General features: G+C 70.9%; 10 protein-coding genes and 1 pseudogene. 3 read left to right on the top strand and 8 right to left on the bottom strand.

The window, feature by feature from the left end; all coding sequences use genetic code 11:
* Positions 1–56: 56 nt before the first annotated feature.
* Both QQG74_RS03220 and QQG74_RS03215 read right to left on the bottom strand, forming a co-directional pair.
* The gene (locus QQG74_RS03220) at positions 57–1655 is read right to left on the bottom strand and encodes a type IV secretory system conjugative DNA transfer family protein (RefSeq protein ID WP_341718800.1); all 1599 of its coding nucleotides are present in this window, start codon (positions 1653–1655) and stop codon (positions 57–59) included.
* Positions 1652–2932, bottom strand: coding sequence for a hypothetical protein (locus QQG74_RS03215; RefSeq protein WP_341718799.1), 1281 nt, complete (start codon positions 2930–2932; stop codon positions 1652–1654). The genes QQG74_RS03220 and QQG74_RS03215 overlap by 4 nt, the downstream gene beginning before the upstream one ends.
* Positions 2933–3250: 318 nt before the next feature.
* Between QQG74_RS03215 and QQG74_RS03210 the strand changes: the two genes are divergently transcribed.
* From QQG74_RS03210 to QQG74_RS03200, 3 genes and pseudogenes are all read left to right on the top strand, one after another.
* Positions 3251–4336 (top strand): tyrosine-type recombinase/integrase, encoded by a 1086-nt coding sequence (locus tag QQG74_RS03210; RefSeq protein ID WP_341721116.1) that lies wholly within the window; start codon positions 3251–3253, stop codon positions 4334–4336.
* Positions 4337–4340: 4 nt separating this feature from the next.
* A pseudogene (locus QQG74_RS03205) lies at positions 4341–4657 on the top strand (helix-turn-helix transcriptional regulator).
* A gap of 229 nt (positions 4658–4886) precedes the next feature.
* Positions 4887–6425 (top strand): hypothetical protein, encoded by a 1539-nt coding sequence (locus QQG74_RS03200; RefSeq protein ID WP_341718798.1) that lies wholly within the window; start codon positions 4887–4889, stop codon positions 6423–6425.
* Positions 6426–6467: 42 nt separating this feature from the next.
* Here the strand turns inward: QQG74_RS03200 and QQG74_RS03195 are convergent, their stop codons facing one another.
* From QQG74_RS03195 to QQG74_RS03170, 6 genes are all read right to left on the bottom strand, one after another.
* Positions 6468–8261: a DUF87 domain-containing protein gene (locus tag QQG74_RS03195; RefSeq protein ID WP_341718797.1), complete on the bottom strand. Its 1794-nt coding sequence runs from the start codon at positions 8259–8261 to the stop codon at positions 6468–6470.
* Positions 8258–9181 carry a PrgI family protein gene (locus QQG74_RS03190; protein ID WP_341718796.1) on the bottom strand — a complete coding sequence of 308 codons (924 nt, stop codon included), beginning with the start codon at positions 9179–9181 and terminating at the stop codon, positions 8258–8260. The genes QQG74_RS03195 and QQG74_RS03190 overlap by 4 nt, the downstream gene beginning before the upstream one ends.
* Positions 9178–11184: a conjugal transfer protein TrbL family protein gene (locus tag QQG74_RS03185; protein ID WP_341718795.1), complete on the bottom strand. Its 2007-nt coding sequence runs from the start codon at positions 11182–11184 to the stop codon at positions 9178–9180. Before QQG74_RS03185 ends, QQG74_RS03190 begins: the two co-directional genes overlap by 4 nt.
* Positions 11184–11630 carry a pilin gene (locus tag QQG74_RS03180; protein WP_341718794.1) on the bottom strand — a complete coding sequence of 149 codons (447 nt, stop codon included), beginning with the start codon at positions 11628–11630 and terminating at the stop codon, positions 11184–11186. Before QQG74_RS03180 ends, QQG74_RS03185 begins: the two co-directional genes overlap by 1 nt.
* 287 nt (positions 11631–11917) lie before the next feature.
* Positions 11918–12739: a hypothetical protein gene (locus QQG74_RS03175; RefSeq protein WP_341718793.1), complete on the bottom strand. Its 822-nt coding sequence runs from the start codon at positions 12737–12739 to the stop codon at positions 11918–11920.
* Positions 12740–13179: 440 nt separating this feature from the next.
* A complete protein-coding gene (locus tag QQG74_RS03170; protein WP_341718792.1) occupies positions 13180–13302 on the bottom strand; it encodes a hypothetical protein in 123 nt (40 codons plus the stop codon).
* Between the last annotated feature and the right edge of the window lie 43 nt (positions 13303–13345).

The following is a 13345-nucleotide window of genomic DNA, read 5'->3' as shown; positions in this document are numbered from 1 at the left end:
CGCCGTCAGGCGGAGACTGCCGGTGGCAGGTGTGCGGGTAGGAGGGATATCTCTTATCAGTCGGTTCCGGTCCACGGGTCCTCCTCACCGCCGTCCACGTGCGCGTATGGCGTGTTCAAGGGGGCGTGTTCACCCGGCTGTTCGTGGTCGTTGCGTTCCTCGTTGGATCGCTCGTTAGAACTCTCGTTAGAGCCCTCGCCCTGAACAGCGAAAGTGTTGCGACCCACCAGGTCACTGACCGCAGCGTCGACAGGGACGGAAGAGTCGGCGGTGGCCGTGGCGGTAGCGGCTTCGCTGAGCAGCCGCCGGCGCTGCTTCACTGGCAGGCCGGTGTGCTCTCGGGCCGCGCGGCGCAGCTCGCCGGCACGCCCCGCGACGGCCGGCGGTGGCGGCTCGGTGTCGGCGGTGACCGGTAGGACGACCCGGCCACCGGCAACAGGGCGGAGGACGACTTCGTAGCCGCCGAGACGGATCAGGTCCCCGTCATCGAGATACGGCCGCAGATGCCGGGCTTGGTCGATGGCATCGCGGGGGGCGAGGGCGAAGTACACCTTGTTGCGGGCGTTGGCGTCGATCGCCTCCACCATGTCCCCGGACAACTGACCAAGGTACTGATGGGCGAGGACGAACGAGGTGTGCAAGCCGCGGGCCTCGGCGAGAGCGTCATCGATCCCGATCGGCAGGTGCAGGAAGTTGTGGCACTCGTCCAACACGATCATCGCGTCGGGACGCTCATCTTCGGGGATGCGGGCGCGGGCGGTGGTGGCCTGCCACAACCCCGCCAGCAGCAGGGAGCCGACCAGGCGGGTGCCGTCCTCACCGAGCACACCCTTAGGCAGCCGCGCGAGCAGGACGCCGCCGTCGAGGATGTCCGCGAAGGAGAACGTGGTGGCCGGCACCCCAAACAGACTGTTCGCCATCGGGTGCGCCAGCACCAGGCGCAGCCGGGACAACAGCGGGGCCACGAGGCCGGAGCGCTGCGCGGTGGGCAGCTCGTTGAACCCTTCCCAGAATTCGCCGAGGGTGTTGCCTTCCCAGGCGTTCAGCTTGCTGGTGGCGGTAGCGATCCGTTCGGCTCGCCATTTGGAGTCGGACAGCAGCCGCGGTAGTTGGGCGAGGGTGGCGCCTTCGACGTGGGCGAGGGTGAGCAGGCCGTGGTAGCAGATGTCGGCGGTCCGGTGACCCCACCACCGCGACCACACCTTCGCCATCACCGCCGTGAGGTTCGCGGCCACGTCGTGCGCGCTGCCGCCGTGCACGGCCGGGTCAAGCAGGTTGATCGCCGGGGGCGCGGTCCGCTCGTCCGGATCGATCAGGACCAGCCGGTCACCGCACGACGTGGGCAGCCGGGCCAGCAGGTCACGGATCAGGTCACCCTTGGCCGGATCGAACGCGGCCACGCCGCGCCCGGCCTCCACGTCGTCCAGGATCATCCGCATCAGCAAGGTCGTCTTGCCCGTGCCGGTCGGCCCGAGAGCGTGGACGTGGTACCGGCAATCGGTCAAGGAGATCCCGACCCGCATCGGCGGCCCGGCGTTGGCAACACCGATAACCTTGCCGCCCAGGCCGTGCCGCTGGTCGAGCGGCACCAGGTTCAGCCTGCGGCTCTCCGGACGGGACTTCGACACGGCAGCCCTGGCTTCGATCTTGTTCAAGGTGTGCTCCAGACGGTCGGCGGCTCGCCGTGCTCGTCGCGCCGATGCGACGGCGCTGGTGGGTCGGCGAGCGGGCGCTGGCGCGGGGCAGGGACGGCGCGGAAGATGTCGCGGGTGGCAGGCCGACGCCGGGACGCCGCACCGGGTAGGCCGTAGGCGGCCGGTTCGGCGGGCAGCCCTGCGAAGGCGGCGGCTTCCGCGACGGAGACGAGGCTCATCCGGGCCTGCGGCACCCACCGGTCGGCCGCCGCGACCGCGCCACGGCGGAGCCGGCGGCGGGTGAAGTGCGCCGACAGCAGCCCGAACCCGGAGCTGACATCAGCCACAGCCGCGACGGCGGCGGCCTTGGTCGGGCCGGTGGCGACGGTGTGCACGGCGACGAGCAGGTGGGGTGCGTCGGCGTGCTTCGCCCGCGCCTGCCGGGCCAGCTCGGCGGTGTACGGGTCGGTCGGGCTGACGCGCCGCCTCGTGCTCGACGGTCCGGGGGTGACGATGTTCAGAACGCCGAGGAACAGCGCTCGGAGCCCATCGGCGAGCAGCCCGGCGGCGCGGGCAGTCCCTCGGGGGCAGCGGGCGCGTGGCGGGTTGGTCATCGCGCGGCGCAGCAGCCGCAGGCGGTGGGCGGGTGCCCGGCCGAGGTGGACTTGCAGGAGCCCACCGCCGGTGCGCCCGGCTGAGGCGAGCCCGCCGTAGACCGCGCGAAGCCGGTCCTCTTCGGGGGCGCCCGCGTCCATGCCTCGGCGCGGGGCCGGTGTGGTGTTCTCGACCAGGGGCAGCCAGTCCGGCCGGGTGGGCCAGACGGCGAGGGCAGCCACGGCCCCGGTCGTCGGGACGGCCGGTGGGCAGGTCTGTTCGGCGCGGACGCCGGGCCAGCCGCGTTGCAGCAGCCGCACCACGGCGGTGGGGTTGACCCCGGGTGGCAGCCACAGTCCGCAGTGCATCCCGTCGGGGTCGGCGGTGACCTCCCAGACGAGGCGGGCTGGGCGCAGCGCCCACCGGCGCGGCGCGGGCAGCGCGGTGGCGAGCAGCCGCCACAGGCCGATCGTCGCGGCCGGCGTGGCGGTCACCGGCGGGGTGATCTGCAGCCATCGCGCTCCGGTGGCGTGCCGCCGCCAGACGCGCCGCCGCCACAGCGCCCAGAGGACTCGGATGGTGATGAGCGCCGCCAGGGCGGCGAGGAGCAGCGGCCACCGGTCACGGACGAGATGCCACACGGCGTCGGTGGCGTCGTCGCCCCAGGAGCCGCACAGCAGCTCGCCCGCAACGGAGTCGGGCACGCCGCCCTGACCAGGCACACACCCGGCAGGCTCCAGAGGCGGCGAGGGCGGGGATGGAGACAGGACAGGGATGGGAACCATCGGGGACTCCGATCAGCGGACGGAAGAGGCTCAGCGGCGGCGGGCCGGTGCGCCGGTGACCGGGCCAGTTACCGGACTTGTCTGAAGTTCCTTGGGTCGCGCGGTGTGGTGTTGGGGCCTTTGGTGAGCTCGTGGGTGGGGGTTTGGTTGCCGGGGTCTTGTTGACTTGGCGTCGGGATTCATGAACGATCTCCGATGTTCGTGGTGGTTGGTCGAGTTCTCGGATCCGAGGTGCTCATGGGGCTCGCGGCAGTGCGGTCGTTGCATGGGCCGCGGCGCCTTGCGACGGAGCAGGACGCGGAAGACTTCGAGCAGGAGTTGGTGGATCAGTTCCTGCTGTGCGGCGTCGCTGCCGGTTCGTGCGACAGCACGGTGTCGGCGGACCGGTATGCGTTGTTCGAGTTCATCCGTTTCCTGGGTCGTCCGGTGTGGACGGCGCAGGCGAGTGATGCCGACAGGTTCCTGGCGCAGCAGCGGTCGCTGGGGCGGGCCCGGCTGACGGTGGAGCACAAGGCCAGCTCGATCGGCAGGTTCTTCGACTTCGTCATCGAGCGGTATCAGGGCGACATCGTGGCGTTGACCGGCGTGGTCGTGGCGCAGGTGATCGATGAGTTCAACAGGCCGGGCCGCTCGGACTACGGCGCTGCCCGGGTGCCGCCCAGCGAAGACGAAATCGATGAGCTTTTCGGTGCGTGGCGCGATTGGTTGCCGAGCGCCCGCAAGTATTTGCCGGCGGCGCGGTGTTATCTGGCGGCGTCGTTGTGGCGGCGGGTGGGTTTACGGATCCAGGAAACGCGGATGCTCGACCTTCGGGACTGGCGTAGAGATCTGGGTGAGTTCGGGTCTGTGCATGTGCGGTTCGGTAAGGGCAGCCGTGGTCGGGGCCCGAAGACGCGGTTGATACCGGCGATCAACTCAGCCGGGGCGCTGCTGGATTGGTGGGTAGCCGATGTCCGGCATCAATTTGGTGATGACTACCAGCGCCTTGATGCGCCGCTGCTGCCGACCGAGCGTCAGCCGGACCCTGTGACCGGGCTGTGCCGCCGGGCTGGGGATCAGGTGTTGCGTGACGGGCTTGCCGAGGCGGTGGCGCGATGGCTGCCGCAATGGAAGGGCCGGCTGACACCGCACGTGTTACGGCATTTCTGCGCGTCGTCGTTGTATCGCCAGGGCGTCGATCTGAAAGCGATCCAGGAACTGTTGGGCCATTCCTGGCTGTCGACGACGACGCATTATGTGCATGTGCCCGCGCAACACGTGGAACGGGCGTGGGTCGCGGCGAACGAGCGGACCGCAGCGCGGCTCGCGGGGTTGGGAGGCTGAAACGATGCGGTGGAATCTGCGGCTGCGCGCCGCCGAAAGGGCATTTGGAAGTCCACCGAGATGCGTCGGCTCCTGGCCGAAGCCGGTCTGGAGATCAGCTCGGGAAAGATGTCCGGGCTCTGGACCGGAACGCCGACAACCATCCGGCTCGATGACCTTGACGTGATTTGCGCGGTCCTCGACTGCAGCCCGGCCGAGTTGCTGATCCGCGAGCCGGATAAGGTCGCGGCGCGACGGCCGCGCCGCGAGCAGGCGGTCGGTGACCAGGCACCCGCCCCGGTGGTGCGGCTGGGCCGGCAACGCAGCACACCGCCGGCATGACGCGACGTCCGAAGCCGTGCACGGTCTGCCGGGTCCGGCCGCCGGCGATGCGAGAGGTGCCGTTCTGCTTCCAGTGCTGGCCCGGCGGCCCGGTCTGTCCGCCGCCCTGCCGCAGATGTGGCTCGGCCGAGGACTACTACACCAGCGGGTTGTGCGCCCGCTGCCATCGGCACGCCCCGGCCAGCGGTCGCCAGTCTGGCGAGAAGCCGGCCCGCTGGCCAGCACTCCGGTGATCATTGACTCCTGCCCATACTGCTTCGGGTGGGGTGTCACTCGAACCTACGGCTGGCAGTGCGCGGCCTGCCGCAGTTGGGCGGAGAAGTTCCCGCAACTCGGGGACTGCCCGACCTGCCGGCGGCGCGCCCACCTGGGCGAAGCCGGACACTGCCGGCTCTGCTTCCGGCAACGCAGCATGATCGCCCGTCTGCACGGCGAGCGTCCCGACCGGGTGAGCATGGCCGACGCCAACCGCCACGGCCAGCAACTGTTCTTCGCCGGCATGTGGACCGGTTCCGGGCCCCGCAAGCCCTACGTCAAGACGACCGTCGCGGCCGACATGAGCCTGCTGCGTCCGGTCGGGCATCGCCAGCTGGTCTTCTTCGACGCCCACCGTGATCTCGCCGCCCATCCCGGCCTGCAGCTGCTACCACCGCCGCTCCCTGGTTTGGAAGCGGCCCTGATGCAGTTCGTCGGTGATCACGCCCACCGCCACGGCTGGCCCCGCACCAAGGCCGACCGCACCCGCCGCGCCGTGCGGATCATGCTCGCGATCCAGGACACCCCCGGCGCGCCGATCCTTCGCAGCGACGTCGCACTGCTGAGCCGGATCAAACACTCCGCCCAGGTCGTCGCGGACGTCCTGCACGAGGCAGGCATGCTCGAGGAAGACCGCACCCCCGCGATCGAGCGATGGTTCCTGGCCGCCACCGGCGACCTGCCTGCACCCATGCGCGATGAACTCGGCATCTGGTTCGACGTCATGCGGCACGGCTCGGTCACCGCCCCGCGACGGCGCCCTCGGCACGACGGCACCACCGGCACCCAGCTGCGGTGGGCGTTGCCCGCCATCCGCCACTGGGCCACCGACCACCAGTCCCTGCGCGAGATTGACGCCAAGCACGTCCACGCGGTCCTGCCCACCGGCGGCACACCACGCGCCACCATGCTGCAAGGCCTCCGGTCGATCTTCCGGATCCTCAAGGCCCGCAAGGCCGTCTTCGTCAACCCCACCGCCCGGATCCGGAACCCGTCCAACATCAGGACCGCGCCGATCGCCATCGACCTCGCCCAGGTCCGCGCGAACCTCGTCGACGGGCGTCCCGCGACCGAAGCCCTCACCGCCTTGCTCGCCTTCCATGCCGTTCGCATCTACCAGCTCGCCGAGCTGAAACTCACCGACCTGCACGACGGCCGGCTGCACATCAACGACCGCGTCATCCTGCTCGCCGAACCCGCCCGAGAACGCCTCAACACCTACCTCGAGCACCGACACAACACCTGGCCGACCAGCGTCAACCCGCACATGTTCATCCACGCCCGCAACTGGACCAACGCCCGGCCCTGCACCAACTGGTGGATCCGCAAACAACTCGGCACCTCCGGTGACCGCATCCGCCAAGACCGCATCCTCGACGAAGCCCACGCCAACGGCGGCGACATGCGCGCCCTCTGCGACCTATTCGGCCTGTCGATCGCCAGCGCTGCCCGCTACGCCAGCACCGTCAACCAGGTCACCGATCACGACGCACCCTTGACTTCCTCGAACTGACCCTCCACGACCCAACCACCACTCGAACATCCCGGAGTTCCCTCACAAATTTCCTTGAGAATCGGCGAACTCCAGGCCAGTGACGATCAACTCGTGCTCGGTGGCCGAGGCGTGGCTGTGGAAGGCCACCCGCGCCGACCCCGCCGCGAGCAGGGCGTCTCCGCGTTGGCAGGACAGCAGGAATGCCCGCTCGCCGTCGGTGAGTCCGAACGCCTCGGCCACGGCGTCGATCGCTTGCGGTGCCTGCCGCAGCAACACCTGCGTGGCGGCGTTGGAAACGACGGCGCGGCCGGTCTTGGTGGCGAGCACGTCAGCGGCGTCCTGAGTCACGACGGTCAGGCCCACGCCGTACTTGCGGGCGGACTTGGCCAGGGTCTCCAGGAACACGCCGCCGCGCCCGCCGGAGAGCAGCTTCCACGCCTCGTCCACCAGCACCATCCGCAGCACCTCGGGACGAGCGCCCGAGGCTGTTGCGCCGCGTACGGTGCGCCAGATCGTGTCCAGGGTGAGCAGCGTCCCGACCGGGTGAAGCTGTTCGGGAAGGTCCTTGATGGCGAACACCACGAGGTGCCCCTGCGGGGCGGTGGTGGTTGGCCCGTCGAACAGGCCCTTCATGCTCCCGGCCACGTAGGGGTGCAGGCGGGCGGCGACTCGGCGGCCGGCGTCGTCGGTGTCCTCCAGCGCGGCCATCACGTCACCGAGGAGCGGTGCCGGCCTCCTCCAGGTGCGCGGGTCGGTGGTGATGCCCTTGCGCCTGTAGGCGGCCAGTACCGCCACGTCGAGGGAGCGGGCTTCGTCGCCGGGCAGCGGGGCGCTGACGGCGGTGTCTCCGCTGCCCATGACTGTGACAAGGGTGTGCAGGAACCGTGCCCGGTCGTTGAGGGCGTCATCGTCACCGGACGGCAGGTCGAGAGGGTTGATCTTCACCCCTGGCGCGCCGGGACGGATGACGGTGCCGCCGACCGCGTCGGCCAGCCGCAGGTATTCGTCCTCGGGGTCGATGACGAACGCCTCCACCCCGAGGCACAGGTTGCGCAGCAGGTCGAGCTTGGCCAGGTATGACTTGCCTTCCCCGGAGCGGGCGAGGATGACGGCGTTGTAGTTGGACTGCGCCCACCTGTCCCAGACGACGACTCCGGCCGAGTGCAGGTTGAGCCCGAACAGCACGCCCATGCCGCTGTCGCCTGCGGTGTCGGGAAGGTCGGGGCTGGTGAACGGAAAGGCTGCGGCGAGGGCGTCGGTGTCGAAGACCCGTTTCATCCCGAGCGCGTCGAAGGTGAGGGGTAGGCCGCTGATCCAGCCCTGCAACTGCCGCCACGTCACCGGCGCGGTGTCCAGCAGCAACGAGGAGGCCAGGGACCGCACCTCGGCCACCCGATCGGCGAGGTCATCCGGGTCGGTGCCGTGGATGGTCAGGTACAGGCCGAGGCGGAAGAGTCGGGCTTCGCCTCGGGCGACACGGGCGGCCAGCTCGGCGGCGTCGCCTGCGGCGGCGTCGAGTTCTGGATCGTCGAGGCGGCCCTTGGCCGCGTCCTGCCGACGGGAGGACTCGAACCGGCCGCGCTGCTTGCGCAGCCGCTCAGCGGCCACCGCCGGCGCGACGGGCTCGATGTGGAAGGCGGCGTCGACCAGGCCCGGGTAGGACAAGAGCGGCTCGGCCCATCCCGGGCCGACCTCGGCCGGGTAGCCGACGACGGCCAGGGTGGCGGTGTAGCCGTTCCCGACCCGCACGAATCGGCCGTCGACCTCAACGGCATCCGGGGAGCCGGGCAGGATCGCCGTCGCCTCGGGCACGGCACGCCGCCGCCTCGGCAGCAGTGCGGAGAACAGGCTCACCGGTCGTCACCTCCGACAGATGGGGTGTAGGACACGAGAGGTGGGGCGGTGGGGTCGAGGCTGGCCGCGAGCCGCACCGCCGCGTCCGGTCCATCGAGGACCCGGGCGGGCACCTCGCAGCCGGCGAGGGCACGCACCGCATCGGCCGCTGTGTGGGCGGTGTGGTGCGCGCCGCGTCGGCTCCGCACGGCGACGGTGACCTGCCGGTGCAGCAGCTCCCGCCGCGCGGCCAGGTCATCGAGGAACGCCACGTGAGCGCGGGCGGCCTCTTCCAACGCGGGATGCGGCAGCCCGGGGGCGGCGGCGAGAAACCGATCGGCGAGGTAGGTCAGGTCGACCCGCTGCGCCCGCACCACGATCTGCGCCGGCCCGTCGAGGCTGTGTAGCCACCGCGCGAACCCGGCCACCAGGCCGTTCTGCTCCCCGGGGGTGCGCAATCCGAACGCCACCGTCGAGGCGGCGACCAGGCCGGTGGTGCCGTCCGCCCCGAGATCGATCAGACCCTCCGGCGTGATGCCCTTCGCGGGCAGCCGCAGCGGCCCGGGCAGCGGGAGCCGGTCACCCAGCCCAGCGGTAGTGGAAACCCACGCCGGAGCCGGGATGACCGGCCCGTCGGCCGGCACGAGCCGACGCGGACTGCGGCGGTGCCGCAGTGCCGCGAGGACCCAGGCGTCGAGACTGATGCCGTCCCTGCGGCCGACCGCGAGCAGGAACGCCCCAGCGGCGGGCGGCATCGCCCCCGCGAGGAACACCAACGGATGCACGAGAGTCGCCACCGCCGTCCACGCCGCGTACAGCAGCAGACCCGCCACGGCGAGGATCACCAACTGCCGTCCCGACATGCCGAACGCGATCCGATCAGAGCGCTCGATGTCGGCGGGCACCCGAGCCCGCATCGGGGCCTCTTCGCTGCGGCTCATCGCTGATCACCCCTCGGTTTCGGGGACGGGCGCCGCACCGGAGCGGACGACCGAGCCGGCGGCGGGGACGACGGGAACCCTCCGGGACGGACGGCGGTCGGACCCACCGAGGTCGCACCGGCCACCGGGGACGGCCTCGCCGCCGGGGACGGGGACGGGCGTGGCGACGGAGTTGCCGACCGCCGCCCTTCCGGGGACGGCGGTACGGACGGGGCTCGCGCGTTCGCGGCGGCGTGCCCACTCGGGGTGGCGCGCCGCGCCGCTGTGGGCCGCGTCGCCGGGGTCGAGGCACGTCGTGGCCCGCCGGCCGTTGATGCCACCGGAGCTGCGGAGAACACCGGCGTGACCGGCGCAGGTGGCCGACGCGGCGCGCTCTGCCGCGCTGGTGCCGCCGAGAATGTCACCGCCCGTGCCGCGCCACGGGGTGCGGTTTTCGGCGTCGTGGTGGTGGCGTCGCTGAAGGCGACTCGCGCCGGTGGTGCGGCCGGGGAGGGCGGACTCGGCTGGGCCGGGTCCGGGTAAGAGAACTGCACGGCCGGGGCACTACGGGACGGCGCAGGCGGCGGCGTGGACGGGGCCGCCCGGTGGCTGAAGGTCGGGGCGGCGTTCGTCCCGGACGGCGCGGGCAGCGGCGTGTGGCTGGCCGGGGCGTGGCTGAAGGCCACCGGTCCCGGCGGGGACGGCGGGACGGGAGCCGTCCCCGGACGGGGCGGGCGCGGTGGACGGGGCGGACGGGGTCCACCCGGTGACGGACGGGGACCGGGCGGACGGCGACCGGGCGGACGAGGAGCCGTCCGTCCAGCCGTCCGCGCCGCGCTCGCGCCGCCCAGGACTCCGGCCGCCGCACCAAGCGTTTTGATCATGATGAAGGCGTGGACGAGTTGACCGATCAGTCCTCGGCCGTTGCGCTGCCCGAGCGGTCCGAGGACGAACTGTCGCATCCAGCCCGGCAGTTTGATCAGCAGCCACAGCATTGTCAGGCAGACCACGATGCCGAGGAGCCCGTGCCCGGTCGCGGGTATGCCCATGACGGTCGGTCCGGCGGGGGTGAGGAACACCTTGACGGCGGCCATGACGACGATGGCCTGGCCGAGTTGCAGGCCGAGGCAGGCCAGGAAGCAGCGCCACCACAGGTGGGCTACTCCCTCGGTGAGCGGGCTGGCGTGGCAGATCAGCGCCGCCGGGGCGACCCCGAGCAGGATGACCAGCGCCGCCAGACGCAGGACGAACGTGAACTCCAGGACCAGGCACATCACGATCACCGCGATGGCCAGCAACGCCATCAAGAACCCGCCGCCTCGCAGGGCGTCGTCCACGACCTGCCGGATCGCGGTCGCGGCACTCGGGCCGTCGATCGTGTTGCCGGCGATGGCCACGGTCAGCGCATTGGTCAGCTCGACGGCCTTCTGCCCGATGATCAGGCTGCAATTGGCCAGGACCACGCCCACGGCGATGCGGGGTAGCACCTGCTTGAGGCCGTAGGAGGTTTGCAGGGTCTCCCTCGCGGTGACCAGGAACCCTCCGGCCACGATGAACAGCACAATGATGCCGTTGGCGACGATCAGGCTGGTCGTCCAGATCGCCTTCACGTGCTCGTTGTTGGTGAGGTCCGGCGTGGACAGCCACGACGCGCCAAGGGCTTCCATCACCGGCTGGAGAGCCTGCTCAGCGGCCCACACGACCAGGTCCACCACGGCCTTGCGGATCTGGCCCCCGATGTCGTACCAGGCTGGATCGTTATCGACTCCCTGTGACGGCTGTCCGGGAGCCGGGGTCGGGCCGGGCGCGGGCGCCGGGGTGGAGGGAGATGGTTCCGCGCCGGGCGGGCGGACGCCCGGGTCAGGCACGCCAGGCGCGGTGGCGGGCGGCCCAGGTGCGGGACCCGGCTGGGCGTGCACTGGCCCGGCCCAGGCGAAGGTCAGACCAGCGAAGATCACCATGCCGAGCAGCAGCCATGCCACCAGCCGCATCACACGGCGGGGTCGGATCGCGAAGATGGACATCAGGCCACCCATGCGTCGACGATGGTCACGAACAGCGGCGCGAGCAGCGCGAGGGCGTAGCCGATCGCGGCGGACCGCAACGCGAGCTTGGCCTTCTCCACCTCGCCGGGGTCACCGTTGGCGGCCAAATACCGCAGGCCGCCGACGGTCAGGAACAGCGTGGCGACGGCGACGAGGATGCCGACGAGCCAGGCACGGATGTTGTTGGCGACCTCCTCAATAGACTCGACGGCCAGCACCACCGAAGCGGGCCCGGCCGCGTAGGCCGCATGCGGCGCGACGACGAGGGCGACCGTCACCGCGGCGACACCGAGCAGCCTCAGCGAAGCGGGGGCCGTACGAGAAAGGTCTCGGCGGGGACGGCGGACGAACTGCCGTCGCCGCCCGGCGATCCCGAGGCGACGGCGAGCCGCCGCCTCGGGACGCGCAGAGAGGTTGGGATTCATGGGATGGGGCACCTCCGGTGCGCACGCCCAGGCAGCCCGCAGCGGGGCGTGGGTGCGCGAGTGGCTGGCGAAGGCGGGACCGGACGATGCGCTTGATGAGGTGACCTCGAATGCCGACCGGCGCGGCCGTCCTCCTCACCAGAAGCGGCGGGTGGGCCGGGGACCGTGCGGGGTGTCAGCGCCGTCAGCGGGTCCGGTCGGGGAGGGTCACCTGCGCGGAAGAGTCCCGCACTAGGGGATTACAAATCCGGGCCTCGGATTGGAAAGCCGCAGCTCAGGCAGGCTGCTCACGGACGCTTGCGGGCGGTCGGGGCGTCGAGGACCAGGGTCGAGGTGGCCTCGGTGACCACATCGGCGTACGGGTCGGACAGGACACCGGACTCGATCGCAGCCTTCAACCGGGCGATAGCGGCGGTGCGCCGCTTGTAGAGGTTCCAGCGGGCCTGGCCGGTACGTTCGGCGTAGGCGATGAGGCTGACCTCTTCCAGGTACGTCGCGCCGATCAACTCAGCCTCCTCGACGGTGATGGCCCCGGCGGTCACCGCGCGGGCCAGGACGAGATCCGGATGGCCGTACGGGGCCGGCGGCAACACCGCACCCGGAGCGTGGTTCGGTGCCCCGGCCGACGCCGGCTCCAGATCCCGCAGCTCCGTACGGGCTTTGGAGAACGCGGCGGACAGCAGGTTTCCCACCACGCCCGGCTTGGCCACGTCGACCGTGCCGAGTGCCCGAAGGAAGTGCTCGACGATGGCGGCCTGCACGTCACCGGTGAACAGCTTGGCCAGCAGGTACGCCTTGAACCGCAGACCCGGCAACGCGACACCAACGGCACCGGCACGCCATGCCGGGTCGCCGCTACGGGCGTGCTGCACGAGCAGTCGCCACGCCGCATCCCGGGCCGTGTAGCCGCAGGACGGGTGCATCAGGATCGCCGACAGCTCGGGCAGGGCGATGGCCCGGCGGGGCAGGCCGTGACCGAGGCTGCGGCCGTCCACCGACAACGGGCTCGGTCCCTGCCCCATCAGCCGGAACCGGTACTCGATGTCATTGAGCAGCGTCTCACCCCGCCGTGCGGCGGCCGGCTCGGCGGTAGGGGTACGACAGTCCATGGTGGTGCTCCCTCGTGATGACCGTGAGCCGTCCGGCGGGAGTGCCGGTCGGCGCTGTGCCACCACGCCACCAGAGCCTTTGAACAGATCATGAACACTGCTGATCTTGTTCAAGGCGTCTCGACGCGTGTTCAACCCGGCCGTTGCCGATGTCCGTCGATTCGCCTCGGCGGCAACCAGCCGACGCTCCGAGTCGGGGTGTCCAACCCGTGGTCAGGCTGTTCAATGCCCTCCGCGCCGGCCGTAGCCGCTTCGAGGCAGCCGGTTTGAACACGCCCGCAGCAGATCCACCCGTACCGATGTAGCCGGAGGGCCAGGAGAGGCCACGGAACGCACCCGGCGCGGGCGTGTTCAAGCCTTAAGGCGGTGAGCCAGGTCGCGTTCAAGCAGACGAGGATCTTGTTCAACCGGTCACGGCTCCGTCGCCGGCCCCCTACCGGTCAGGTGATGTGAACGGTGGGCTTCTCGGCGGCCTTGACCTGCGTGTTCAACCTGTCGATGATCTTGCTCAAGCCCTCGGTGTCGGGCAGCGTGTCGAGGTCGGCGCGCGGCGGGGCTTCCAATCCGGGGCTCGGATTTGTAATCCCCTAGTGTCAGCGCTCGTCG

The organism is Micromonospora sp. FIMYZ51 (genome assembly GCF_038246755.1).
Taxonomy (GTDB): domain Bacteria; phylum Actinomycetota; class Actinomycetes; order Mycobacteriales; family Micromonosporaceae; genus Micromonospora.
This window is presented reverse-complemented; position numbering and strand designations above follow the sequence as displayed.

Excerpts from the sequence above, each read along its gene's own strand:
- QQG74_RS03190 (WP_341718796.1), bottom strand. The coding sequence starts at position 9,181 with ATGAGCCGCAGCGAAGAGGCCCCGATGCGGGCTCGGGTGCCCGCCGAC.
- QQG74_RS03180 (WP_341718794.1), bottom strand. The coding sequence starts at position 11,630 with ATGAATCCCAACCTCTCTGCGCGTCCCGAGGCGGCGGCTCGCCGTCGC.
- QQG74_RS03175 (WP_341718793.1), bottom strand. The coding sequence starts at position 12,739 with ATGGACTGTCGTACCCCTACCGCCGAGCCGGCCGCCGCACGGCGGGGT.
- QQG74_RS03185 (WP_341718795.1), bottom strand. The coding sequence starts at position 11,184 with ATGTCCATCTTCGCGATCCGACCCCGCCGTGTGATGCGGCTGGTGGCA.
- QQG74_RS03210 (WP_341721116.1), top strand. The coding sequence starts at position 3,251 with ATGGGGCTCGCGGCAGTGCGGTCGTTGCATGGGCCGCGGCGCCTTGCG.